This is a genomic window from Microbispora sp. CSR-4, assembly GCF_008033685.1.
Classification (GTDB): Bacteria; Actinomycetota; Actinomycetes; order Streptosporangiales; family Streptosporangiaceae; genus Microbispora.
This window is the reverse complement of the sequence record NZ_VJVX01000014.1, coordinates 33,657-57,214: the sequence shown is the minus strand read 5'-3', so window position 1 is coordinate 57,214 and position 23,558 is coordinate 33,657. Positions and strand designations below refer to the sequence as shown.

Annotated in this window: 22 protein-coding genes; 9 read left to right on the top strand and 13 right to left on the bottom strand. The window is 72.3% G+C overall.

Annotation, left to right across the window (positions count from 1 at the left end; all coding sequences use genetic code 11):
- The first annotated feature begins 55 nt into the window (after positions 1–55).
- Positions 56–853 carry a tyrosine-protein phosphatase gene (locus FLV34_RS13310; protein WP_147943224.1) on the top strand — a complete coding sequence of 266 codons (798 nt, stop codon included), beginning with the start codon at positions 56–58 and terminating at the stop codon, positions 851–853.
- An 18-nt stretch (positions 854–871) separates the two neighbouring features.
- Here FLV34_RS13310 and FLV34_RS13305 read toward each other — a convergent pair whose 3' ends face one another.
- Positions 872–1,657 (bottom strand): SDR family oxidoreductase, encoded by a 786-nt coding sequence (locus FLV34_RS13305; RefSeq protein ID WP_142645610.1) that lies wholly within the window; start codon positions 1,655–1,657, stop codon positions 872–874.
- A gap of 101 nt (positions 1,658–1,758) precedes the next feature.
- Between FLV34_RS13305 and FLV34_RS13300 the strand changes: the two genes are divergently transcribed.
- The gene (locus tag FLV34_RS13300; RefSeq protein ID WP_147943223.1) at positions 1,759–2,388 is read left to right on the top strand and encodes a TetR family transcriptional regulator; all 630 of its coding nucleotides are present in this window, start codon (positions 1,759–1,761) and stop codon (positions 2,386–2,388) included.
- Positions 2,389–2,431: 43 nt separating this feature from the next.
- Here FLV34_RS13300 and FLV34_RS13295 read toward each other — a convergent pair whose 3' ends face one another.
- Both FLV34_RS13295 and FLV34_RS13290 read right to left on the bottom strand, forming a co-directional pair.
- Positions 2,432–3,538 carry a Gfo/Idh/MocA family oxidoreductase gene (locus FLV34_RS13295; RefSeq protein ID WP_147943222.1) on the bottom strand — a complete coding sequence of 369 codons (1,107 nt, stop codon included), beginning with the start codon at positions 3,536–3,538 and terminating at the stop codon, positions 2,432–2,434.
- Positions 3,539–3,585: 47 nt separating this feature from the next.
- Positions 3,586–4,491 carry a proteasome assembly chaperone family protein gene (locus FLV34_RS13290; protein WP_147943221.1) on the bottom strand — a complete coding sequence of 302 codons (906 nt, stop codon included), beginning with the start codon at positions 4,489–4,491 and terminating at the stop codon, positions 3,586–3,588.
- 93 nt (positions 4,492–4,584) lie between these two features.
- Between FLV34_RS13290 and FLV34_RS13285 the strand changes: the two genes are divergently transcribed.
- Complete coding sequence (locus FLV34_RS13285) at positions 4,585–4,986, top strand: ankyrin repeat domain-containing protein (protein WP_142645606.1); 402 nt, start codon at positions 4,585–4,587, stop codon at positions 4,984–4,986.
- Between the two features lie 168 nt (positions 4,987–5,154).
- Complete coding sequence (locus tag FLV34_RS13280; protein WP_142645605.1) at positions 5,155–6,048, top strand: 4-epi-cubebol synthase; 894 nt, start codon at positions 5,155–5,157, stop codon at positions 6,046–6,048.
- A gap of 22 nt (positions 6,049–6,070) precedes the next feature.
- Here the strand turns inward: FLV34_RS13280 and FLV34_RS13275 are convergent, their stop codons facing one another.
- Positions 6,071–8,179 (bottom strand): tetratricopeptide repeat protein, encoded by a 2,109-nt coding sequence (locus tag FLV34_RS13275; protein ID WP_142645604.1) that lies wholly within the window; start codon positions 8,177–8,179, stop codon positions 6,071–6,073.
- A 261-nt stretch (positions 8,180–8,440) separates the two neighbouring features.
- On the opposite strand from FLV34_RS13275, the gene FLV34_RS40415 reads away from it, so the two are divergent.
- Positions 8,441–8,608: a hypothetical protein gene (locus FLV34_RS40415; RefSeq protein WP_167530435.1), complete on the top strand. Its 168-nt coding sequence runs from the start codon at positions 8,441–8,443 to the stop codon at positions 8,606–8,608.
- A gap of 7 nt (positions 8,609–8,615) precedes the next feature.
- On the opposite strand, the gene FLV34_RS13270 is transcribed toward FLV34_RS40415, so the two are convergent.
- Together FLV34_RS13270 and FLV34_RS13265 are read right to left on the bottom strand one after the other, a co-directional pair.
- The gene (locus tag FLV34_RS13270) at positions 8,616–9,110 is read right to left on the bottom strand and encodes an ATP-binding protein (RefSeq protein WP_222709493.1); all 495 of its coding nucleotides are present in this window, start codon (positions 9,108–9,110) and stop codon (positions 8,616–8,618) included.
- Positions 9,111–9,114: 4 nt separating this feature from the next.
- A complete protein-coding gene (locus tag FLV34_RS13265) occupies positions 9,115–9,309 on the bottom strand; it encodes a DUF5999 family protein (protein ID WP_142645856.1) in 195 nt (64 codons plus the stop codon).
- A 236-nt stretch (positions 9,310–9,545) separates the two neighbouring features.
- Between FLV34_RS13265 and FLV34_RS13260 the strand changes: the two genes are divergently transcribed.
- Entirely contained in the window at positions 9,546–9,917 is a 372-nt protein-coding gene (locus FLV34_RS13260; RefSeq protein WP_222709492.1) for a response regulator transcription factor, read from the top strand.
- 103 nt (positions 9,918–10,020) lie between these two features.
- Here the strand turns inward: FLV34_RS13260 and FLV34_RS13255 are convergent, their stop codons facing one another.
- A complete protein-coding gene (locus FLV34_RS13255; protein WP_260617113.1) occupies positions 10,021–10,680 on the bottom strand; it encodes a response regulator transcription factor in 660 nt (219 codons plus the stop codon).
- Between the two features lie 129 nt (positions 10,681–10,809).
- Here FLV34_RS13255 and FLV34_RS13250 point away from each other — a divergent pair, with 129 nt between their 5' ends.
- Positions 10,810–12,660 (top strand): DUF4118 domain-containing protein, encoded by a 1,851-nt coding sequence (locus FLV34_RS13250; protein ID WP_222709491.1) that lies wholly within the window; start codon positions 10,810–10,812, stop codon positions 12,658–12,660.
- A gap of 10 nt (positions 12,661–12,670) precedes the next feature.
- Here FLV34_RS13250 and FLV34_RS13245 read toward each other — a convergent pair whose 3' ends face one another.
- The 3 genes from FLV34_RS13245 to FLV34_RS13235 form a co-directional block, all read right to left on the bottom strand.
- Entirely contained in the window at positions 12,671–13,510 is an 840-nt protein-coding gene (locus tag FLV34_RS13245) for a cell wall metabolism sensor histidine kinase WalK (RefSeq protein WP_168065653.1), read from the bottom strand.
- Between the two features lie 491 nt (positions 13,511–14,001).
- A complete protein-coding gene (locus tag FLV34_RS13240) occupies positions 14,002–14,952 on the bottom strand; it encodes an ABC transporter permease (RefSeq protein ID WP_315985187.1) in 951 nt (316 codons plus the stop codon).
- Positions 14,949–17,681 carry an alpha/beta fold hydrolase gene (locus tag FLV34_RS13235; RefSeq protein ID WP_147943219.1) on the bottom strand — a complete coding sequence of 911 codons (2,733 nt, stop codon included), beginning with the start codon at positions 17,679–17,681 and terminating at the stop codon, positions 14,949–14,951. Before FLV34_RS13235 ends, FLV34_RS13240 begins: the two co-directional genes overlap by 4 nt.
- 164 nt (positions 17,682–17,845) lie before the next feature.
- On the opposite strand from FLV34_RS13235, the gene FLV34_RS13230 reads away from it, so the two are divergent.
- Entirely contained in the window at positions 17,846–19,195 is a 1,350-nt protein-coding gene (locus FLV34_RS13230; RefSeq protein WP_185948916.1) for a hypothetical protein, read from the top strand.
- 331 nt (positions 19,196–19,526) lie between these two features.
- Here FLV34_RS13230 and FLV34_RS13225 read toward each other — a convergent pair whose 3' ends face one another.
- Both FLV34_RS13225 and FLV34_RS13220 read right to left on the bottom strand, forming a co-directional pair.
- Entirely contained in the window at positions 19,527–20,591 is a 1,065-nt protein-coding gene (locus FLV34_RS13225) for a copper resistance D family protein (RefSeq protein ID WP_147943218.1), read from the bottom strand.
- Positions 20,588–21,679: a copper resistance protein CopC gene (locus tag FLV34_RS13220; RefSeq protein WP_261985764.1), complete on the bottom strand. Its 1,092-nt coding sequence runs from the start codon at positions 21,677–21,679 to the stop codon at positions 20,588–20,590. The genes FLV34_RS13225 and FLV34_RS13220 overlap by 4 nt, the downstream gene beginning before the upstream one ends.
- Positions 21,680–21,835: 156 nt before the next feature.
- On the opposite strand from FLV34_RS13220, the gene FLV34_RS13215 reads away from it, so the two are divergent.
- Positions 21,836–23,149 (top strand): CynX/NimT family MFS transporter, encoded by a 1,314-nt coding sequence (locus tag FLV34_RS13215; protein ID WP_142645597.1) that lies wholly within the window; start codon positions 21,836–21,838, stop codon positions 23,147–23,149.
- A 161-nt stretch (positions 23,150–23,310) separates the two neighbouring features.
- On the opposite strand, the gene FLV34_RS42380 is transcribed toward FLV34_RS13215, so the two are convergent.
- Positions 23,311–23,436, bottom strand: coding sequence for a carbohydrate-binding protein (locus tag FLV34_RS42380; protein ID WP_261985763.1), 126 nt, complete (start codon positions 23,434–23,436; stop codon positions 23,311–23,313).
- Positions 23,437–23,558 lie beyond the last annotated feature (122 nt).

Here is a 23,558-nt window from a genome sequence, read left to right as displayed (position 1 = left end):
GATATTCACTCTGCACTCATTCTTCCGTCATAGCGGGCCGGTTAGGCTCGGCTCGATGAATGCATACGAGCGTTGGATCGTTCTGGAAGGCGCGGCGAACGTACGGGACCTCGGCGGCCTGCCCACGGTGGACGGCGGGACCACGGCGCCCGGCCGGATCCTGCGGGCCGACAACCTGCAGGGCCTGACCGACAATGACGTGGCGTTGCTCGTGGGCGACCTCAAGCTGCGGCACGTGGTCGACCTGCGGTCGCACACCGAGGTACGCCTGGAGGGGCCCGGTCCGCTGACCCGCCTGCCGGAGGTCGGCATCCACCACCACAGCCTGTTCGCGGAGGGCGGGCACCTCACCGACGTCGAGGCCGACACGGTCGACGAGCGGGCACTGCCGTGGCAGGGCGAGCGGGCCGAGGAGGACCTGGCCGAGCTCCGCGTGACCGGCTACTACTACGGATATCTGCGGGACCGGCCCGACTCGGTGGTGGCCGCCCTGCGGGTGCTCGCCCGTGACGACGGCATGGCCGTGGTCCACTGCGCGGCGGGCAAGGACCGCACCGGAGTGGTCTGCGCCCTGGCGCTCGCCGTCGCGGGCGCCACCCGGGAGGCGATCATCGAGGACTACGTCGCCACCGGCGAACGGCTGGAGGGCATCCTCGCCCGGCTGCGCGCCAGCCGCACCTACCGCGAGGACCTCGACTCGAAGCCGGCCGACAGCCACCTGCCGCGGCCCGAATACATGGGGCAGTTCCTGGCGACGCTGGACGACCGGTTCGGCGGCCCTCTCGACTGGCTGCGCGCCCACGGCTGGACCGACGCCGACACCGAGGCCCTGCGCGGCCGGCTGCGCGACTGACGGCCGGCGCGGGCGGGTTCAGACGAGGGTCTCGCCGCCGTCCACGGTGATGACCTGGCCGGTGACGTGGTTGTTGGCCATGAGGAAGACGGCCGTGGCGGCGGCCTCCTCGGCGGTGCCGAAGCGGCCGAGGGGGACGGACGTCCCGGCGGCGGCGACCGCGTCGTCGGAGTCCAGCCCCGGCAGCGAACGCAGGAGCGGGGTGTCGATCCGGCCGTAGCGTACGGCGTTCACGCGCACCCGTGCGGGGGCGAGCTCCACGGCGAGTGCCCTGGTGAGGGTCTCCACGGCGCCGGCGGCCGACAGCGGGACGGTCATCCCGGGAGCGGGGCGGACCACGAGGATGCCCGAGCTGAACGTGAGCGAGCCGCCCGCGGGAAGCCGGGTCGCCGCCGCGCGGGCGACCGTGAAGGCCGTCTGAAGGGAGCCCGAGCCGAGGGTCGTGCGGATGTCGTCGGCCGAGAGGGCGGCCAGCGGGCCGGCGCCGCTGATGCCGCCCGCGGTGACGTACACGTGGTCGACCCGGCCCGCCCGGTCGAACGCCTCCGCGAGGGTCCGCTCGTCGCCGCCGTCACCGGTGACGCCCAGCACGGCGTCGTCCGGGCCCGAGCCTCGCACCCGGGAGGCGGCGGCCTCCAGCCGGTCGGGGTCGCGGCCGACCAGCACGACGCGGGCGCCGATCGACCGCAGCAGGACGGCCGCCGCCAGCCCGATGCCCGAGCTTCCGCCGACGAGGACGACGGTCGCGCCGGAGAGCGCGCCGGGCAGCGGCGACCGTACGGGGATGGGTGTCGCAGTGCTCATGGGAGAGCCTCTCGGTGAAATAAACCATCTGGTTGTTTTATTGCCGACCCCGATACTGCCGCTCGTACGGGGCGGAGTCAACCGGATGGTTTAATTCGTCCATGGCCTACGACGCGGAGGACACCAGACGGAGGATCTTCGACGCCGCCATCGCCGAGTTCGCCGAGCACGGGCTGGCCGGGGCCAGGGTGGACCGCATCGCGACGGCCGCCAAGGCCAACAAGCAGGCCATCTACCTCTATTACGGCAGCAAGGAGAAGCTGTTCGCCGCCGTCGTGCGGGCGAAGCTGGAGGAGGTCCGCGCCTCCGTCTCCGTCGACCCCGGCGCGGTGGCAGAGTCGGTCGGGCAGATGTTCGACTGGTATCGGGAGCACCCGGAGCTGATCAGGCTGCTGCTGTGGGAGGCGCTGGAGGTGCGCGACGAGCCCGGCGAGAGCGAGCGGGAGCGGCGCGACGCCTTCCGCGAGAAGGCCGGTCAGCTCGCCGACGCGGGCCCGGCCGGCCACCTTCCCGAGGATGCGCGGGTCCGCGCGGCCCAAGATCTGCTGTTCACCGTCATGGGCCTGATCTCGTGGAACTTTGCGGTGCCCCGGATGTGCCGCCTCGTCCTGGACGAGGAGACCGAGGAGGCCGCGTTCGCCCGGCGGCGCGAGACGGTGATCGAGGCCGTCCGCAGGCTCGCCGCCGCCCCGCCCGTCCCGGACGCCGCGGCGGCGCGGCCCGCGGAGTGAGCGGGCGCCACTCCCTCCCCAGGCGACTTCGCCTTGCCGGCTGCTATTCCTCCCGGCCGGGGAGGCCGACCACCTGGCCGCGGGTCGCCGACAGGACGGCGGCCTCCAGCACGGCGATCGCGTCCACGGCGTCGTCCGGCTCGACCGGCGGCGGCGCGCCGTCCCGCAGGCAGGCCACGACTCCCTCATAGAACCGCTGGTAGGCCCCGGGCTCGGTGGGCACCCGGCGGCAGTCGCCCTCGGCTCCGAGCGTGCCCCAGCGCTCCGGGGCCTCCGCCCCCCATCCGGCTCCCGTACCCTCACCCGGGCCGCCGCCTGGGCCGAAGCCGGCGGCGTCCGGCCGCTCGCCCGCCCGCAGGCGTTCCTCCTGGGGGTCCAGGCCCCACTTCACGTAGGACGCGCGGGAGCCGAGCACGCGGAACCTCGGGCCGAGGTCGGCGGCCACCGCGCTCATCCACAGGTGCGACCGGGTCCCGTTCCGGTGGGTCAGCGCCACGAACGCGTCGTCGTCGTTGCGCACCCCGTCCCGCCTGACGTCGGTCTCCGCGTACACGTGGGAGACCGGGCCGAACAACCGCAGCGCCTGGTCCACCAGATGGCTGCCGAGGTCGTAGAGGGTGCCGCCGACCTCCTCCGGCCCGCCCGACTCGCGCCAGCCGCCCTTGGGCACCGGCCGCCACCGCTCGAACCGCGACTCGAACCGGTGGACCTCGCCCAGCTCGGGCAGCACGCGGCGCAGCGTCAGGAAGTCGCCGTCCCAGCGCCTGTTCTGGAAGACCGTCAGCATCAGCCCGCGGTCGCGCGCGAGCCGTACGAGGTCGCGGGCCTCCGCGGCGGCGCCGGCCAGCGGCTTGTCCACGACCACGGGAAGCCCGGCCTTGATCGCCTCGGTCGCCAGGGGCACGTGGGTGCGGTTCGGCGACGCGATCACCACGAGATCGCAGCGGTCCCACAGGTCGTCCGCGGCGGGGACGACGGCCGCGCCGGGATGGCCGGCACGGACCCGCTCGGCCCTGGAGGGGTCGCGGGTGACGACGGCGGCGAGGCGCAGCCCCGGCGTGGCGGCGATCAGCGGCGCGTGGAAGAAGGATCCGGCCGGACCGAAACCGACCAGTCCGACGCGGATTTCGGGGAAATCTGAGGGCGGCATGAGGCGCGGGAGTCCTTCGAACGGTTCAAGCGCGGCGGAGGGGCGGCTCAGGCGTCGCCCTCGTCCCGTTCGGCGAGGAACGCCTCGAACTGGGCGGCGAGCTCGTCGCCCGTGGGCATCTTCACCTCCTCGGCCAGCAGGCTCTCCCGTTCGGCGCCCGACTGGAACGCGTCGTACTGCTGCTCCAGGCCGCGGATGGCCCCGGCGAGCTCCTCGGACGCCGCGATCTGCTCCTCGATCTCGACGTTGGTCTTGTCGGCCGCGTCCCTGAGCGTGTCCATGGGGAAGACCAGCCCGGTGCCGCGGGTGACGGCCTCCAGCGCCGCCACGGCGGCCTGCGGATACTCCGCCTGGGCGAGGTAGTGGGGCACGTGGACGGCGTAGCCGAGCGCGTCGTGGCCCTTCGTCCCGAGGCGGAACTCGATGAGCGCGGCGAGGCTCCCCGGCACGCGGACCTTGCCGAAGGGGCTGGTCTGCCCGTTCACGAGGTCGGGGCGGGTGGCGTGGGCCGTCAGGCCGAGCGGCCGGGTGTGCGGGACGCCCATCGGGATGCCGTGGACGGTCACCAGCTTGCCGATGTTGAGCCGGGTCACCAGCATGCCGACGGCCTCGGTGAACAGCTCCCACTCCCGGTCGGGCTCCGGCCCGCTCAGGATGAGGAACGGCGTGCCCGTGACGTCCTTGGTCAGGTAGACGACCAGCTCAGGGGTGTCGTAGTCGCTCCAGTGATCGGTGTCGAAGGTCATCGCCGGGCGGCGGGACCGATAGTCGATCAGCCGGTCCACGTCGAAGGTCGCGATGACCCGGTGCTCCAGTTCGGCGAGGAGGTGCCCCAGGGCGAGCCGTCCGGCGGCGCCGGCGTCGACGAACCCCTCGAAGTGGTAGAGCAGCACCGGATCGGTCAGCTCGGGCAGGTCCCCGTCGAGCCGATAGAGATCCGTGGGGTCGGACACGTGTCCCAGCCTTTCTCACGAAGTCTTTACCTACTGAACCTACGGGACCCCCGGTCGATTCCGGAGGGGTAGCGGCGACCTTACCGTTGGACCATGGGGAACAAGGAGCCGGACCCTGAGATGGAGGAGTTCGCCACCAGGCTCTTCGACCTCGCGAGGTCGGGGCGGACCGAGGCGCTGTGCGCGTACGTCGACGCGGGCGTGCCCGTCGACCTGCGCAACCAGAAGGGCGACACGCTGCTCATGCTGGCGGCCTACCACGGCCACGCCGCCACCGTACGCGCCCTGGTCGAGCGGGGCGCGGACCCCGACCTCGCCAACGACCGCGGGCAGACCCCGCTCGCCGGTGCGGTGTTCAAGAAGGAGCCCGAGGTCGTGCGGGCGCTGCTGGAGCTGGGAGCCGATCGCTACGCCGGGACGCCGTCGGCCGTCGACGCCGCCCGCATGTTCGGCGACGCGGAGATCGTCGCTCTCATCGAGGACTCGTCCGGCTGAATGGATCTGTCTGGTTAGATCTGTATGGCCGGTGTGTCCGTAATTATGGCAAGGCTGGCGCCGATCATCTGGTGGGACCATGCTTGTCGGATGGCTACTGCGAAAGCGGATTCCCTGAGAGGGAGCCCCCTCCGCCTTCCCTCGCTCACCTGCCCCTTCCCGAGTGCGGTGAACCCGCACGTCGACGAGGTGAACCGGGACACTCTGGCCTGGCTGGCCGCCTCCGGCATGATCGCCGACGACGACCAGTTCGAGCGTTTCCGGCTCGCTCGCTACGGATGGCTCGGCGCCCGGACCTACCCGTACGCCTCCCGGGAGCTGTGCCAGCTCGTCACCGACTGGTGCGTGTGGCTGTTCGCGTTCGACGACGCCTACTGTGAGTCGGACCGGCGGGCGGCCGAGATCGCCCGTGCCCTGCCCCAGCTCTACACCGTGGTCGAGGACAACGAGGGTGACGAACCCGTCGAGAACGTCTTCGCCCGCGCACTGCTCGACATCAAGACGCGGATCAGGAGGAACGGCACCCCCGACCAGCTCGACCGGTGGCGGGCGACGGTCAAGGACTACCTGTTCGCCCAGGTCTGGGAGGCCGCCAACCGGGAGGACGACGTCGTCCCGACGATCGACGACTACATCTTCATGCGCCGCAGGACCGGTGCGATGCTCACCGTCTTCGCGCTGATCGACGTGGCCGCGGAGGTCTGCCTCACCACCGACGAGTGGCGGCATCCGGTGGTGCACGAGATGACCGAGCACGCCAACGACGTGGTCGTCTGGGACAACGACCTCATCTCGTACGCCAAGGAGCGGGATGAGGCCAACATCCGCAACAACCTCGTCAGCGTGCTTGTCGGGCACACCGGGTGCACGGTCCAGGAGGCGATGGACCGGATCGGCGCGATGCGCGACGAGGCGGTCGCCGCGATGGCGGCGCTCGCCCCGGCCGCCGAGGCGCTCGGCTCGCCCGCCGTCAGCGCGTACGTGCGGGGCCTGCAGTATTGGATCAGCGGCAGCGTGGACTACTCGCTGACCAGCTCCCGGTATTTCGGCGCCTGGCAGTGATCACCGCCGATCGGCGGCCCGGTCAGCCGAGGTGGAAGTCGTCGAGGTCGTCCAGCGCGTACTCGACGAGGTCGCCGAGGCTGAACCGGGTCCCGACGGCGTACGCCTCGTCGTAGGCGGCGTCGCCGATCAGCTTCTTGCACTCCTTGACGCACTGCTCGTGCTCGGTCGTGAAGAACGGCGACCCGAACTGGGGCAGCCCGAAGGTCCGCCAGTTGGCCTGGGCCGCCCCGAGGAGGGTCGCCGTCCGTTCCGGCTCGCCGGCCTCCAGGTTCAGCGTGGCGAGGTTGTCCACGCACAGGACGATCCCGAGCACGTCGTGGAAGTGCCGCTTGATGCGCAGCGCCTCCTTGCACGCCACCAGCGCCTCGTCGCGCCTGCCGGTCGCGCGGTGAACGAGGGAGGAGACATACCAGGCGTAGGACCGCAGCCACAGCTCGCCGCGCTCCTGGCAGACCTGCAGGCAGTCGGCCAGCAGCGTCTCCGCCTCCTCATAGTCGCCCTGCGCGAACAACACCATGGACAGCTCGACGATCGCCGGCAGCAGGCCCGGGTTCAGCTCCCGGCCGCCGCGGTGGAACTCGATCGCGACACCGAGCAGCGCCGTCGCCTTCTTCGCGTCGCCCTGCAGCATGGCCGCGGTGCCCTGCATCTTGGTGGCCAGCAGCACCGCGCCCGAGTCGCCCACGCGCACCGCGTCGGTGCTGCACTGCTCGGCCGCCGAGAGCGCGCCCGCCATGTCGCCCTGGGCGCTGCGGATGTAGGCCAGCACCCACAGGGCCTTGCAGCGCTCCTTGCTGGGCGAGGGACTGGTCTTTAGCGCGCGCTCCAGGTAGACCACGCCCTCGCGGGCGAAGCCGCAGGCCACCCACAGGAACCACAGGGCCGACAGCAGCTCGAGGCCGACGCGTTCCTCACCCGGCGTCGAGAGGCAGTAGTCGAGCGCGACGCGGATGTTGTCGTGCTCCTGGCGCATCCGCGTGTACCAGTGCACCTGGCGCGGCCCCGACCACGAGTGCTCGCTGCGCTCGGCGAGCTGCAGGTAGTAGTCGCGGTGGCGCTGCCGCAGGTCCTGCGTCTCGCCGAGCTTGTCGAGCCACTCGCCGCCGTACTGCCGCAGCGTGTCGATCAGCCGGTAGCGCTGTCCGGCCGGGGTGGGGAAGCTCAGCAGGACCGACTTGTCGACCAGGCCGCCGATCACGTCGAGGACCTGCTCGGCCGGCAGCGCCTCGCCGGCGCAGACGCTGCGGGCCGCGTCGAGGTCGAAGTCGCCGGCGAACACCGACAGCCGCGCCCACAGCAGCCGCTCGGCCGGCTCGCACAGCTCATGGCTCCACCCGATCGCCGCGCGCAGCGTCTGATGCCGCGGCAGCGCCGTACGGCTGGCCCCGGCGAGCAGGCTGAACCGGTCGGCGAGCAGCGCGAGGATCTGCTCGACCGACAGCGTGCGCAGGCGTACGGCGGCCAACTCGATGGCCAGCGGGATTCCGTCGAGACGGCGGCACAGCTCGGCCACGGCCGAGACGTTGTCCTCGTCCACCACGAAGTCGGGCACGACGGCGGAGGCCCGGATGCCGAACAGCTCGACGGCCTCGTTGGTGAACGGATTCTCCGACGGGTTGTCGCCGGGCACCGTCAGCGGCGGCACGGCGGCCGTGTACTCGCCCGGCGCGTTGAGCGACCGCCTGCTCGTCGCGAGGATGCGCAGGTGCGGCGCGGTGTTGAGCAGGTTCTGGGTGAGCTGGGCGCAGGCGTCGACCAGGTGTTCGCAGGTGTCCAGGATGAGCAGGAGCTCCCGGTCGGCCAGCCACTCGGTGAGGGTGGCCGACCCCTCCCGCGGTGACTGGTCGGCGATGCCCAGCGCGGCCGTGATCGTGTGGTAGACCATCGCGGGGTCCTGCAGCCGGGCCAGGTCGACGTACCAGACGCCGTCCCTGAACTGGCGCCGCACCTGGTGCGCGAGGCGCAGCGCGGTGCGCGACTTGCCGACCCCGCCGATGCCCGTGACGGTGATCAGCCGGTGCTCCTGCAGCTTCTGTCGCAGCGACGCGAGCAGCCGTGTGCGCCCGACGAAGCTCGTCAGCTCCACGGGCAGGTTGCCCTCTTGCCGCCATCCTGCTGGCGTTGCCATGCCGCCTCACGGGGGGTTCGTCCGGCGTGCTCCCTGCTCCCGCATCGTACCTTTGCGTGCGGTTGGCTGTCCGGTGGTACGGGCGTGACGTTTGCCCGGCGATGTGGCGGCGTGATCTCTCTTCGGGGGAAGGAGTCCCAGCGCCGCCCGGCAATCGCCCAAGACTCCCCGTTGTCCGGCTCGCGGGGCTCATGGGGCGCATGGGGCTCAAGCGGCCGGCGTGGCTTCGCGGCTCCGGAAGCAGCCAGTAGCATTGGCTGCGTGAGTGTGCAGCATCCGGATGACATGCGTCCGGTGGACCTCTTCGACGAGGGGCTGCCGGTGCTGCCCGACCAGACGAGCGACGACACCGACCTCGGGTGGGGCGACTGGCGCTCCGACTCCGACGTCTCCCGCCTGCTGGAGGAACGCCCGCCTCACTGGGACTGAGGTCGCGTCAGGACCCCGTCGCCAGCTCGAACCAGACGGCCTTTCCCCCGTTCGTCGGGCGTACGCCCCAGGAGCGGGCCAGGGAATCGACGATCAGCAGCCCCCGGCCGCCCTCGGCGTCGTGCGGTGACTCGCCGCGCGCCCGCACCGGAACGCGGGCCTCGTCCTCGACCTCGCACCGCAGGACGCCGTCCCACAGCGTGAGCGTGAGGACCGGTTCTCCCCGCCCGTGCAGCAGGGCGTTGGCGACCAGTTCGCTGACGAGGAGTTCGGCCACCTCGGCCACCTCGCCTTCCGTGCATCCCGTCCAGTCCCGCAGCGTGGCGCGGACGAGATCGCGCGCCCGGCACGTGGAGGCCGGGACCGCGGGGAGGCGCCAGGAGGACCGGCGCGTCTGCGGCACGCCGTCGTCGTCCGCGCCGTTCCGCACGGCGCGGGGCCGTTCCCCGGGGAGAGCGCTGAACGGCTGCCGGACCGCGAGGGCGAGCATGGTCGTGCTCATGGGCTCACGCGGCCTGTGCGTAGCGGGCTCGGTGGGGGAGGAGGCTCCGGCCGTCGGGCAGCAGTTCGCCGGTGTCGTCGAACACCACGACGCCGTTGCAGAGCAGCCCCCATCCCTGCTCGGGGTGGAAGGCCACGAGGCGGGCGGCGTCGCGGTCGGGGGCGTACGCGGGCGGACACGGCGGGGTGTGCGGGCACATGCGTGTCACCTCGATCCTTCGCGGGCGGCGGACAGTTCACGAAAAGCCGGTTCGGGCTGGTGACCTCATGAAGCCGACGTTCCCGCTTCACGGCCACCCGCTCGCATTTCACACAATTGCGGATAAAAGTCCCATTGTCAGCGCTGGAAGCCCCCATTGCGTCTGGATGCCCTCCGGACTTCGGGATGGCGGCTACCTGCAATGACCCGGGCGTGCCCCGATGCGACCCTGGAGATGTGGCCCTGCGGTGTCTCATCGTCGATGACAGCGATCACTTCAAGGAGGCCGCCCGCCGGATGCTGGAGGCGGACGGCATCGCTGTCGTGGGCATGGCGGCCACCTCCGCCGAGGCCCTCCGGTGGTTCCGCAGGCTGCGGCCGGATCTCGTGCTGGTCGACATCGACCTGGGCGAGGAGAACGGATTCGACGTGGTCAGGCGGCTCTCGGAAGAGGCAGGGGGCCGTCGCCCCCGGATCATCCTGATCTCCACGTACGACGAGCAGGACTACGCCGACATGATCGCGGCCAGCCCGGCCGTCGCCTTCCTGTCCAAGCCGAGCCTCTCGGGCCGGGCCATCGACGAGATCCTCCGGAAGTCCAGCGCCTGACCGGGCCGCACCGGTCAGGCGGACTCGGTCTCTGGTCGCCGCCGGTGAGTGAGCACTCCCAGCGCCTGGGCCGCTCGGCCGGTCTTTCTCGCTTCGGGCGGCGTCAGCGGGCGTCGAGGAACGTGAGCACGGCGAGCACGCGGCGGTGGTCGTCCTCCGTCTCCGGCAGCCGCATCCTCGACATGATGCTGCGCACGTGCTTTTCCACCGTGCCCTCCGTGATCCACAGTTTGTGCGCGATTCCCGCGTTCGAGCGGCCCTCCGCCATGAGGGCGAGCACCTCGCGCTCACGCTGGGTGAGCTGCTCCAGCGGATCCTGCCGTCGGCGGGCGTTGATCAGTTCCGCCACGAGGCTGGGGTCGACGACCGAGCCGCCGTCGACGATGCGTCTCAGTGACGCGACGAACTCGGACACCGCGGTCACCCGGGTCTTGAGCAGATAGCCGATGCGATGGCCGGCCGCGAGCAGCTCCATCGCCTGATCGACCTCGACGTGCGCCGACAGCAGCAGGATGCCCACCTCGGGGAACTCCGTGCGAATGACCTTGGCCGCCTCGACGCCCTCCGTGGTGTGCCGCGGAGGCATCCGGATGTCGACGATCGCGAGGTCGGGGCGGCAGCGCCGGACGAGGGCGATCAGCTCGGGCGCGTTCCCCGCCTGGCCGGCGACCTCGAACCCCGATCGCTCCAGCAGGCTCGCCATTCCCTCGCGCAACAAAACGTCGTCGTCCGCCAGGACCACTCGTGCCGAGGCCTCGTCCACCGTTCCGCCGCCTTTCAGGCGCGGTCACGCCGCGTAGGGACCGCCTCGATCGTGCCGGCGATCGGGTGGTCCCGCCATCTGCGGCCGACCAGCGCCTATGTGGTACATATGGCCGCGTACCGTTGGGTTATGCGCGCGCGATTGCTGTCGTCGCTGCTTCGTATGAGACGTCCGCCTCTGGCGCTGGGCGTCGTCGTCGGAGTCGTATGCGTGACGGCGGAGACGCTTCTGGCCCTCCCGCTGGCCCGGATGGCCTCCACGAGTCCCTTGGGCCTAGTTTATCTCCCTGGAATTCTCCTGGTTTCGTACTTCTGGGGTCTGCCGTTCGGCGTGGTGACCGCGCTGGGGAGTGGTCTGGTCTACGACCTCTTCCTGATCCCCCCGACACACCGGATCACGCTCTTCACCAGCTGGTCGTGGATCGCGCTGGTGGTCTTCCTGGTGGTCGCGCTGCTGGTCAGCGGTGCCGCGGCGCTGCTGCGAGCGCTGCTCCTGGAAGCCGACGAGCGCCGCTGCGAGGCCGACGTCAGCGCCGGCACGGCCCGTCTCCTCCTGCGTGCCGACCATCTGTGCGCGGTGCTGCCGGTCGTGGCCCGGCGTCTGGCCCGGGACCTCGGTCTGCCGTCCCTGGCGGTCAAATTCGGGCCGGTCGGCGACGACCGGAGCCACACCACGCTGCCCCTCAGCGACGAGGGCACCCGGTTCGGCTCGCTCGTCGTGCCCGCGGGTCTGCCGGAGACGACGCTGCGCCGCCTGCGAGAACGCGTGGTGCCCTCGCTGGAGGCGGCGCTGGTGGCGGCGCGTCATCGTGAGGCCGCCGCCTGCGCCCTTGCGGCGAGCCGGGACGAGCTCGCCAGGGTCGCCGAGGAGCAGGCCGCGCTGCGCCGGGTCGCGACACTGGTCGCGCGCGGAGTCCGCCCGACAGAGATCTTCGGCGCGGTCGCCCGTGAGATGGGCCTGATCGTGAACGCGGACCACACGGCGATCGAACGCTACGAGCCTGACCGGACGGTCGTCCTGATGAGCTCCTGGAGCGCGTCGGACGGCGGGCCCCCGCCTCCCGTGGGCCTGCGCCGGCGGCTTCACGAGGAGGGCCTGTCGGCCCTCGTCCTGCGAACCGGGCAACCGGAAATGATCATGGTGGACGAGACCACGGCCGGCGAGCTGGGCAGGTGGGCCAGAGACGAGGAGAACGGCGTCGCGATCGGCGGCCCCATCGTCGTCGAGGGACGCCTGTGGGGCGTGATGATCACCTTCTTCCGTGGCCTGGAGCGGCGACCGGAGGGCGTGGAGGAACGCATGCGGGACTTCACCGAGCTGGTCGTGACGGCCATCTCCAACGCACTGGCCCGCGACGAGCTCGCCGCCTCACGCGCCCGTGTGGTCGCCGCCTCGGACGAGACCCGGCACCGGATCGAACGCGACCTCCACGACGGGGCACAGCAGCGCCTCGTCTCTCTGGGGTTGCAGGTGCGCATGGCCGAGGCCGCCGTGCCGCCGGAGCTGCCTGAGCTGAGGCAGCAACTGTCCCACACGGCCGAGGGCCTGACGTTGGTGCTGGAGGACCTGCGGGAGCTGTCGCGCGGCATCCACCCGGCGATCCTGTCCAAGGGCGGTCTCGGACCCGCGCTGAAAATGCTCGCGCGCCGCTCGGCCGTCCCCGTCGACCTGAGAGTGCGCGTCGCGGAACGCCTGCCGGAGCGGGTCGAGGTGGCCGTCTACTACATCGTCTCGGAGTCGCTGACCAACGTGGCCAAGCACGCGCGAGCCTCCCTGGTGGGCGTCGACGTCCAGGCGACGGCCGAAGGCGCCACGGTCGTGATCCGCGACGACGGGGCAGGCGGCGCGGACCCGGCCAAGGGCTCCGGGCTCATCGGTCTCAGCGACCGCGTCCAGGCGCTCGACGGGACCATTGAGATAACCAGCCCGATCGGCCACGGCACCACGCTGACCGCCGTCATCCCGATCCGCGACGGCTGACAGGCGACGGTCACGGCCTCGGGTGTCCGTCCGCGGCCGGATGGGCGAGAGGTTCGGCGAGCGGCAGGCGGACGACGAAGCGCGCGCCGCCCTCCGGCGCGTCCTCCACACTGATGGTCCCGCCGTGGGCCCGCACGATCTCGCGTGCGATGGCGAGGCCGAGGCCGGAACCGCCCCGGCTGCGGCATCGGGACTCGTCCAGGCGGGTGAACGGCTCGAAGATCTTCTCCCGATCCGCTTCGGCGATGCCGTCACCGTCATCGGACACCGAGATCTCCGCGTGGGCGCCCTCCTGGCGCACCTCCACCAGCACCTTGCTTCTGGCGTGGCGCTGCGCGTTGTCCAGCAGATTGCCCAGCAGGCGGTGGATCTCGTTGTCGACAGCGTTGATCACCATTCCGGGGACGAGTTGGAACAGCGTCGGCATCCGGGGCGCCCGGCCGGCGACCTGCGTCAGGACCAGCTCGGACAGGTCGGCGAGCTGCGTCCCCTGAGAGGGCTTCGTCCCCGCCTTCTGGAGCGCCAGCAGGTCGGAGACCACCGTCTGGAGGCGGTCCACGTCGCGCAGCGTGTGGACGACGAGCTCGGTGAGATCGGTCTCCTCGGGGTGCAGCCGGGCCTCCTCCAACTGGGCCCGCAGTCCGGCGAGAGGCGTGAGCAGTTCGTGGGACGCGTCGGCCATGAAACGGCGTTGCCGGTCGGCCGCCCGCTTCAGCTCGCTCCTGGCGTCGGCGAGCTCCCTCAGCACGCTCTCGGCGGCGTCGGCCGACAGGGAGATCGCGGTTTCGCCGTGCGAATCGTGGGTGCGGCCGGCCGGGTCGCCGACGGCTGGGTGAACGTGTCGGCACATGACGTTCATCGCGGTGTCGCCGGGTCGGGCGTGACCGTCGTCGCCGTGTGGTGTCCGGAGCGGGGCGGCGGCGCCGGCGCGGGGCGGCGCGGGGACGGTCCCGTCCGCCCGTGCAGGGAGGGCGGCGTGGCGCGGAGGTGCCGGGCCGGCGACATGACCGGTATCCGGAACGACGCGGTTCCCGCTGGTCGTACGACAATCTGCATCAGGCACCTCCGGCTACACAGTCGCGTTCCGCGGCAGCGGCGGTCTCGTACATCCGTCCGGGGTGCGCCGTGCCCTGTCGGCAGGCCGGCCCGGCGCGGGTGAGGGCGCCGTTGGGGCCTGTCACACCACCATGGCCCAGCCGGCCCAATGCTGTCTGCCGTGGCAGCCGCCATCGTGCCCTGCTGCCAGCCATGCCTGGGCATTCCGGCTAGCTGGAATGCCAGGCCGTACGCCGCCCGCGCGGCCGGAAGGCGGCGGTGAGCCCGGGTGCCGGTCAGGGCCGGTCAGGAGACGACGTCGCGGCGGCGGAAGCGGCGGAAGGCCAGAGCGATGAGGACCACCGAGTAGGTCACGGAGACCGCCACACCCTTGATCATGCCGCTGTAGTCGGGCTCCGGCGCGAGGGCGTCGAGCCACGCGGAGTTCCAGAAGGTCGGAAGGAACTCGCGCAGCGAGCCCAGCGCCTCGACCGCCTGCAGGATGCTGCTGACGATCACCAGGCCGACCGCGCCGCCGACCGCGCCGAGCGGGGAGTCGGTGCCGACCGACAGCAGGAAGGCGACCGCGGCGACCACCAGCTGGCTGACCAGGGCGTAGCCGATGACGATGGCGAACTTGGGCAGCACGTCGGCGGCGGGGATCACCTCGCCGGTTCCCGGCACGGTGATGTCGTTCCACCCGAAGGCCAGTGTGCCGGCGAGCAGGGCCATCAGCGGCAGCGCGGTCACCGCGGCGGCCGAATAGGCCAGCGCCACCACCAGCTTCTGGCGCAGCAGCCGGTCGCGGGGGACCGGCGCGGCCAGCAGGTAGCGCAGCGACGACCAGCTCGCCTCGCTCGCCACCGTGTCACCGCAGAACAGCGCCACGGCGACGACCAGCAGGAAGCTGGCCGACACCGACAGGGCGAACGCCGCGAAGTTGAGCCCGCCCGCCGTGGCCAGGTCCGACAGCCGCAGGCTGTTCTGGCCCCGCCCGGCCGGCCCGAACTGGAACGCCACCACGAGCACCCACGGCAGGGCGAGCAGCACGCCGAACATCGCCATGGTCCGGCGCCGCCGCAGTTGCCGTACGAACTCCACCCGCAGCGGCAGCGTGCGTCCCGGAGCGTAGCCGGGCGCCTGGCCTCCCAGGTCGTCCGCGCGCCGGTCCGATTCGTCCAGGGCGACCGGCGTGGCCCGTCCGCCGCCGGGGACGGGTCCGGTCGGGTCCGGGGCAGGTCGCTTCGCCGGGCTCAACGGCTCTCTCCGATCAGGTCGAGGAACACGTCCTCAAGGCGGGGGCCGGCGCCGTTGGCGGCCGGTGCGGCGCCGAGCAGGTCACCGACCGGCCCGGCCGACACCAGCCGTCCACGGTGCATGACGACCACGTGGGTGCAGGTCTGCTCGACCTCGGCGAGCAGGTGGCTGGAGACGATGACGGTGCGCCCTTGCTCGGCGTACGCCTTGAGCACCCGGCGCATCTCCGCGATCTGCGGCGGGTCGAGGCCGTTGGTCGGCTCGTCCAGCACGAGCAGGTCGGGGAGGCCGAGCATGGCCTGCGCGATGGCCAGGCGCTGGCGCATGCCCTGCGAATAGGTGCGCACCGCGCGCTCCAGGGCCGCGCCGAGCCCGGCGATCTCCAGGGCCTCCTCCATGTGGGCGTCCTGCGGCGGCCGTCCCGTGGCCTGCCAGTAGAGCTCCAGGTTGGCCCGGCCGGACAGGTGCGGCAGGAACCCCGGCCCTTCGACGAACGACCCGAGCCGTGACAGCACCGGCGCCCCCGGCCGCACCCGGGTGCCGAAGATCCGGATCTCGCCCTCGTCGGGGTGGATGAGACCCATCAGCATGCGCATGGTGGTGGTCTTGCCCGCGCCGTTCGGCCCGAGCAGGCCGAGCACCTGGCCCTTCTCGACCCGGAACGAGAGGCCGTCGACGGCCTTCTCGCCGTTGCGGTAGCGCTTGCCCAGCCCGCTGATCACCAAGGGCACCCCGGCCGACTCGGAGTCCGTCACCAGGTCGTCGCCGGCCTCGCCGCGGCGCCTGACCCTGCCGGTCAGCAGGAGCACGGCCGCGACCAGGATCGCGGCGAGCGGCATGGCCCACGTCCACCACGCGGGGCCGGTGGCGGGCGTCCGCAGCGCCGCGTCCACCGGCAGCTCCAGGGTGGGGGAGTCCAGCGCTACCTGATAGACGGCGGGGGCGGCGGGCGTGGCGTATCCGAGGTCGGTGGTGGACACCACCAGCCGCATCCGGTGCCCGGCGTCGAAGCGCCTGTCGATGGCCGGAAGCGTCACGGTGACCGGAGTGCCCGCCTCGCTCGCGGTGACCCGCAGCGGCGAGACCAGGCTCGACGGGAGCACCGGAAGCGACCCTCCGGAGACGTCGTAGAGCTTGGCGAACAGCGTGGCCTCGCCCGTGCCGTACACCTTGATCGTGACGGTCGGGCTGCCGGTGACCTGCGTGGGTTTCGTCAGCGGGGCGGATTCGAAGACGGCCGCCTGACCGGGCATGTCCAGCGCGAGCGACGCGCCGCCGCCGTTGCCGCCGAGCAGCCCGCCGAGGCCGGGGACCGCCGAGATCGAGGACGGCGATCCGCCCGCCGGGTTGGCGATCGGCTGCCGTGGGCCGTTGAGCGTGACCGTGGTGCGCTCCGTGCCCGCCACGCCGGGGTAGCGGCCCGCGGTGGCGTGGAGGAGCACGGGACGGCGTGTGCCCGGGTCGCGTCCGCCGTCCCTGGTCACGGTGAACGCCGCCGAGTCGCCCCCGCCCGCGGGGGCACCCTTGAGGTAGTGGTCGAACCAGCCGGTCGTGCGGTCGTACAGCCAGTCGGCCTCGCCGTCGCCGCCGTCGTGGCCGCCGTTGAACCAGGCGACCTCGACCGGGGCGCCGGTGGCGGCGACGGCGCGGGCGTTGGCGTCGGCGTGGGAGAGCGGGAACAGCGAGTCGCGCTCACCCTGGAGCAGCAGCGTCGGCACCTTGATCCGGCCGGGCACCGAGATCGGGCTCGACCGCCGCAGGAGATCGACCGCCTCCTTGGTGGCCCGGCCGGTCTCGGCGACCTTCTGGTACATGTCGCAGATCTGCGGCAGGAACCGCCCGCACTGGACCTGCTCGGCCCCCGGGATCCGCCCTGAGTCAGGGCCCCCGGACGCGTCGCCACCCGGCGATGTGGTCGGGCCGGCCGCCGGAGTGGCAGGTGTGGTCGCTCCCGGGCTCTGCGGGGTGTTGTTCTGCCCGGTGGTGTCCTGCCCGGTGGTGCCGCCCGCCGAGCCGGAGCCCGTGACCGCACCCGTGAGCCCGGCCAGGCCTCCCGCGCCGGCGCCGCCGTCCGGGGCCAGCCGTTCGGCGGCGGAGCTGAAGAAGATGCCGGCCCACATCTTCTTGAAGACGCCGTTGAGCGGGCCCTTGCCCGAGGCGTCGGGGAAGAGCGCGTCGGCGAGGTCGTACCAGGTGATCTGCGGGACGATCGCGTCGACGCGGTTGTCGTAGGCCGCGGTCATCAGCGCGATCGCCCCGCCGTACGAGCCGCCGGCGATCCCGACGCGCGGGTCGCCAGGGGCGTCGAGTCGCACTTCAGGTTGTTCGGCGAGCCAGTCGATCAGCTGCCGTACGTCCTTGACCTCGTAGTCGGGGGAGTTGAGTGCGATCTGCCCGGTCGAGCGGCCGAAGCCGCGGGCCGACCAGATCAGCACTGCGTAGCCCTGCTGCGAGAGCCGCCCCGCCTCCTCGCGCATGCCCTGCTTGCTGCCGCCGAAGCCGTGGGCGAGCAGCACAGCAGGAGCCCTGCCGCCGGAGGCCGGGGGATAGAAGGTGGCGTCGAGATCGACGCGCTGGTCGTCGGCTGGTCCGTCCATGACCGAAATGACCAGGTCACGCCCCTTCACCACGGGGTCGGAGGGCCACAGTGCCCACGTCACGCCTCCGGCCACCAGGATGACCAGCGTGACAACGATCGCGAGGGCACGCCGCCCACCCGGAAACGCCATGTCGCGATGCTACTTGTCTCCGCTGAGAGACCGCTGAGGAGCCGCCCCGCCTGTGGATAACCACCGCTACGGCGCACGCCGACGCGATCCGGGCACGAATCGTGATGATGCATCGGGGTAATCCCTGATTGCGCCCCACCATGGGGAACGGCATCATTTCGCGCGTGAATGGAACGCCGCTCAAGCAGATCCCCGCTCGCGCTATCGAGTGGGCTCTTCCGTACTGGACGCGGGGGGAGGCGGGCAGGCAGACGCCGCAGGACCTCTTCCGGGTGCTCTACCTGGGCTGGCTCGCGGCGTTCGTCCTCAAGGTGCTCGGATCGAGCTGGGACGTGTCGTGGCACTTCAAATGGCTGCGCGACGACCTGGCCCCGCCGCACCTGCTCAACACGGTCGGCACCGTGATCGCCGTGGCGCTGACGATCGTGCACTGGTACACCGGCTACGGGGTGGACCGCACGGCCTCCCGCCTGATCGTGTGGGGCACCGGGGTCTTCCTCATCGCCATCCCGCTCGACCTGATCAACCACCGGGTCAACGGCATCGACATCACCGCGTGGAGCCCCTCCCACGCGCTGCTGTACATCGGCACCGCGCTGATGCTCGCCGGAGCGATCCGCGGCTGGTACCTCGGTTCGGGTCGCTACGCCGAGATCAGCCGCAGACGGCGCACGCTGGTGCTGGGCGGCCTGTTCGCGTTCTTCCTGGAGAACGCGCACTTCCCCGAGCTGCAGCAGGAATACGGCGTGCTGGAGCTGGCGTCCTGGGACCGCGGGCAGCCGTACGCCGAGCCGACGCTGCTCGAGTTCGCGGCCAACCAGATGGGCAGGGCCGTCGACCGCGCCATGGTGCTCAAGTTCTCGCTGCCGATCCCGGACATCGTCTACGCGATGTACGCGGGGGTGCTGGGCGTCGCGATCCTGGTCTTCGCCCGTGTCATGGTCGGCCGCCGCTACACCGCCACCGCGATCGCCGGGGTGTACGTCGCCTACCGGTGCCTGATCTGGCCGCTGCTCGTCGGTGGCGGGTTCCCGCCCTCGACCGTCCCGTTCTTCTTCCTGCTCGCCGGGATCGGCGTCGACCTGGCCTTCCTGGTGCCGATCAAGCACATCCGGCCGCTCGTGGGCGCGGCGCTCGCCACCGCCGGTGTGTACGGCGGGCTGTTGGTGCAGGACCGGGTGCTCGAAGCCCCGCCGTACGCGGCGGAGGCCTGGCCGATCGGGCTCGTCGCGCTGGCCGTCGTGTGGTACGCGCTGGAGTGGTTCGCCGGCCGCAGGGGGCTGACGGCCGCCGCCGCGGAGGACCGGACCGCCGCGGAGGACCGGATCGCCGCGGAGAGCCGGACCGCCGGGGATGCTCGCCCCGGGGAGCCGGAGATCACGGCCGAGCCGGGCGCGCCGCGCCCCGCAGGGCCGGAAGCGACGTCTGAGACGACCTCCGCGTCCGCTGCGGTGTCCGAGCAGTCGGACGAGGTGACGCCCGCGTCCGCCGCCGTGTCCAAGCCGACGTCCTGATCATCCCCACCACGCGCTCACCCGCCTCTCCGAGAGCCGCTCCCTTGCCGGGGGGCGGCTCTCGGCGTCTCTGAGGGGGCCCGGCACGGCAATACGGCCAGCGAGCCGGGTGGTGCTGCCCGGCTGGCGGGACGGCAGGGCGGGCAGCCGGCCGGCGCTGGGGGCATGGCGGTGTGGCCCGGTCGGCGGGACGGGCAGGGGGGGGCGGCCTGGGTGCGGCGGTGCGGGACGGGCTGGTGCGGCCCGGCCGATGAGACGGGGCGGGCCGCCGACGGAGCGCGTGGGATCTTGGTGGGTCAGGTGACCGGCCGGGCGCGTGGGTCGTGGTGGGTCAGGCGACCGGGGTCTTGGTCAGCGTCACCGCGACGCCGTACGCGAGGCCCATCACGGTGAGTTCCAGGGCCGCCCAGGCCGCGAACGCGGTCGGGGCCTGACGCGTGATCGCGGGCAGCAGCCGCCAGCGGATGTTGCCCCCCAGCAGCGCGATCAGTGCGGTGAACACCGCCTTGGCGATCACGAGCCGGCCGTACCCTGTGGTGAACAGCGACGCGGGGAAACTCTCGCCGGGCGTGAGCAGAAGCTCCACCAGGCCGTTGAAGAACCCGGACAGCCCCACGACGACCAGTGCGTACGTCGCCAGCCGGGAGAACCGGGGCAGCGTGCGGGCGAGCAGGTCGCGATGGCGCGGCAGCAGGACGGCGAGCGCGACCAGGCCGCCCACCCAGGCGCAGGCCCCGATGACGTGCAGCTCCATCGAGACCATGCTGAGGTCGTGCCAGTACCAGTTCGAGGCGTGGCCGGTGACCGGGAGCGGCAGCAGCCCGAATCCGGCGACGAGCACCCGCAGCTCGGCGGGCACCTTCTCGCCGAACCGCACCGCGAGCATCCCCACGGCGGCGCTGGCCAGGGCGCACGACGCGCTCACGATCATGCCCTGACCCGCGCCGATGCCGTCTACGTACGCCGCCACGTCGGGAAACGCGCCGGGAGTGACTTCGGCGGCGCTGAGGACGGCCGACACCAGCGCGGCGGCACACCAGACCAGGGAGAACATCACGGCCCAGTGCCGGGCCCTGGCCGCGATCGGCTCGGTCCGGTCCGGGTCGTCGAAGCCGAGGAGCTTGGGGAGCAGGCTGAGCCCGATGGTCGCGGTGGCGGCCAGGTCGAGCACGAGCCGCACGACCGGCAGGCCATACTCCACGATCGTGCCGGGCATGGGCAGCCCCGGCACGTTTCCGGGCAGCGTGAGCCAGGTCGCGATCACGACCGCGAGCAGGGCTCCGGCGGTCAGCCCCGCCGCGGGGATCCGGGCGCGGGCATGCTCGGTGCCGGTGCCGGTGCCGCTTCCGGTGCCGGACCGGCCCGCCGAGACGTGGGGTTCCGAGGTCGTGGTCATGCGGCGCCGCCCGAGGCCGGGGAGCTTCCGGCGCCGGTCCCGGCGGCGGTGGAGCGCCCGGTGGCCGGGCCGTCCGCGCCGGAGTCCGCCGCCGACGTGCCGGCCGCCCCTGCCGCTGACCCGGGCGCGCCCGACGCCTCAGTGCCCGGAGCCTCAGTGCGCGACGGCTCTTCGCCTGACGGCTCGGCGCTCGACGGCTCTGTGCCGGAAGGGGCTGTGCCCGACGGCTGTCTACCTGACGGCCCGGCGCTCGACGGGGCTGTGCTGGACGGCTCTGTGCTGGACGGCTCTGTGCCGGAAGGGGCTGTGCCCGACGGGGCTGTGCTGGACGGTACTGTGTTCGACGAGTCCGGGATGCCCGCAGAGGCCGCTCGCGGCGTCCCGGCGGCCGGGGGAGCCGGGATCGTCCCGTCGCGCAGGCGACGGTCGTGCCGTACGAGCACGCGCGTGCACAGCGCCAGCAGGGCCGCGGTGATGGCCAGCAGCCCCCACACCCAGCTTCCGCTGCTCTGGCCGACCGTCCCCGTGCCGGTCGTCCCTGCGCCGGAGTTCGCCGTGCCGGTCGCGGAAGCGGCCGTCGGCGCGGTGACCGCGCCGGGGGCCGCGCCCCCGCCGGTCACGGTGAACTTCACGGCGCCGGTGACCGGGTGACCGTCGTTCGACACGATCCGGTAGCCGATCGCGTAGTCCCCCGACGGTGTGCCCGTGCGTACGCCGATGGAGACGTTCCTGCCGTCGACCGTGATCTCGCCCTGCTCGTAGTGCGCGCCGTCCGGCCCGGTGACGGCCATCCGCGCGAAGTCGCGGCGTACGGCCTGGTCGAAGGTGAGCGTCACGGTGGAGGGCATGGTGCCGAGGACCGCGCCGTCCTTGGGGTCGCTGCCGACGAGCACGTCGTGGGCCTGCGCGGGCGTCGCGATCAGCAGCACCGAGAGCAGGGCCAGCAGCGGCATGGCCAGCACCCGCAGGCGGCGGCGTGGTGCGGCGAGCGCGCCAGTGGGGCCGTGCGGTGCGGCGAGCACCCGTAGACGACGGCGACCGCCGTGCGTAGGTGGGGTGTCCTTGTCCATCCGGGCGACCTGGTCCACCTGCCTTGCCTTCCTTTTTGCCGGGCGCCGACCCAGCCATGGTCCCACTGATCGGGGCCCGCCCATGCCGCGAGGCCACCCGGCGACGGCTGCGGACCGTGCCGGGATGACCGTTTCGAGTGATCTTTCGGGTGGCGTACGCATTTCCCTGATTGAGTGGACGACGGCCGCATCGGCATTCGGCGCCGTGCCGACGTCCTGGCCACCGCCGCTGAGGAGGAGCTGATGACCCCCGACCGGACCGTGGGCGGATCCGGGCGCGACGAGGCGCCAGTGCGGCGCTCGCCGTGGCTGACGATCATCGTCATCTACCTCACCGGCGTGGTGGCGGCGATGAGCTACGGCAAGTTCTCCGCGGTCGGGCCGTCGATGGCCGATGAGCTCGGGCTGTCGCTGTCGCAACTGGGCTGGGCGATCTCGGCGGTGGTCGGGGTGGGCGCCGTCGCCGGGCTGCCGGCCGGCTATCTGGTCCGCCGGTTCGGCGCGGGCAGGTCGCTGATCGCCGCGCTGGCGCTGATGGTGGCGGCGAGCGCGCTGAGCACGGCCGCGGGGAGCTTCGGGTGGTTGCTGGCCGCCCGCGTCGCCGAAGGGGTCGGCTATCTCGTGGTCACCGTCGCCTGCCCGGCGCTGGTCCTCCACCTCGCCGAGGAACGGGACAGGGGATTGGCGCTGTCGATCTGGGCGACGTTCGTCCCGGTGGGCATCGGTGTGAGCACCCTCGTGGGCGGCGTCGCCGGCGAGGCGCTCGGCTGGCGCGGCTGGGTGCTGCTGATCGCGGGGCTGACGGTGCTGATGACGGTGGCCGTCCGGACGCGGCTGCCGCGGACGTCCGCGTCCGAGGCGGCCGCCGGGCCCGTGCCCGGTGCGCGGGCGCTGGCGTGGCCCGCCCTGCTCACCGCGTCTTTCTGCCTGATGGTGCTGGTGACGATGCCGGTGGTCGTGCTGCTGCCCACGCTCCTGATCGACGAGCACGCGAGCTCGGCGGGAGCCGCGGGCGCGCTGACCTCGGCGATCTCGTTCGTCGGCGTCCTCGGCGGGCTGTCGGTGGGAGTCCTGCTCCGGCGGGGCGTGCCGCTCGCCGTGCTCGCCCTGTCAGGGCTGCTGGTCGTGCCGGCCGCCTGGCTCGCCTACGGCGCGGACGCGCCGCTGGCCGCCGCGGCGACCGGCGCGGGGATCGTCTCCCTGGAGAACGGGCTGCTGGGCGCCTTCGCCTTCGCCGCGCTTCCCCTCGTGCTCGAACGCCTCGACCACGCCGACGTGGGCACCGGGATGGTGGCCCAGATGGGCAGCGTGGGCGCGCTCGTCGGGCCTCCGCTGTTCGGCCTCGTCGCCGGGGCCTCCGGGTTCGGCGCGGTCGTGCCGGTCGTCGCCGCCGGCATGCTGGCCTCGGTCGGCGGGATGCTGCTGGTGACCAGGCACGTCGCCCGTCGTGGCCGGGGTCTCGCCACGAAGGGATGCACGAAGGGATGAGCGCGTCGCGGGCGCGCGCGACGCCCGGCGGTCTCCCGATTCGTGATCGGACGAGACCGCCGGGGCGCCGGCTCCGGGCCGCGCCGGTGTCACCGGTCCGGTACGGCCCGGAGGCTGTGCCGTACGCCCGGGCGAGTCGCCTCGGGACGTCCGTACGTGGGTCAGAGCCTGGTCCGGAGGGCGGGGACGCCGGGCGGCTCCCAGCCCGCCAGGGCGGTGTGCGGCTGCCTGCGCCGGCAGGCCGTGCCGCCGTAGGTCACCCGGTCACCCGACGATGATCTCGACAAGCGCACAGCGATGCCTCCGCCGATCCTGCCTCCTGGGGTTCTGATCGGAACGTAAGCCGCCGGACCAGCCGCGTCAACGCTCTCTATAAAGAAACTTTCCTTTTAATCGACCCTTAAGGCGG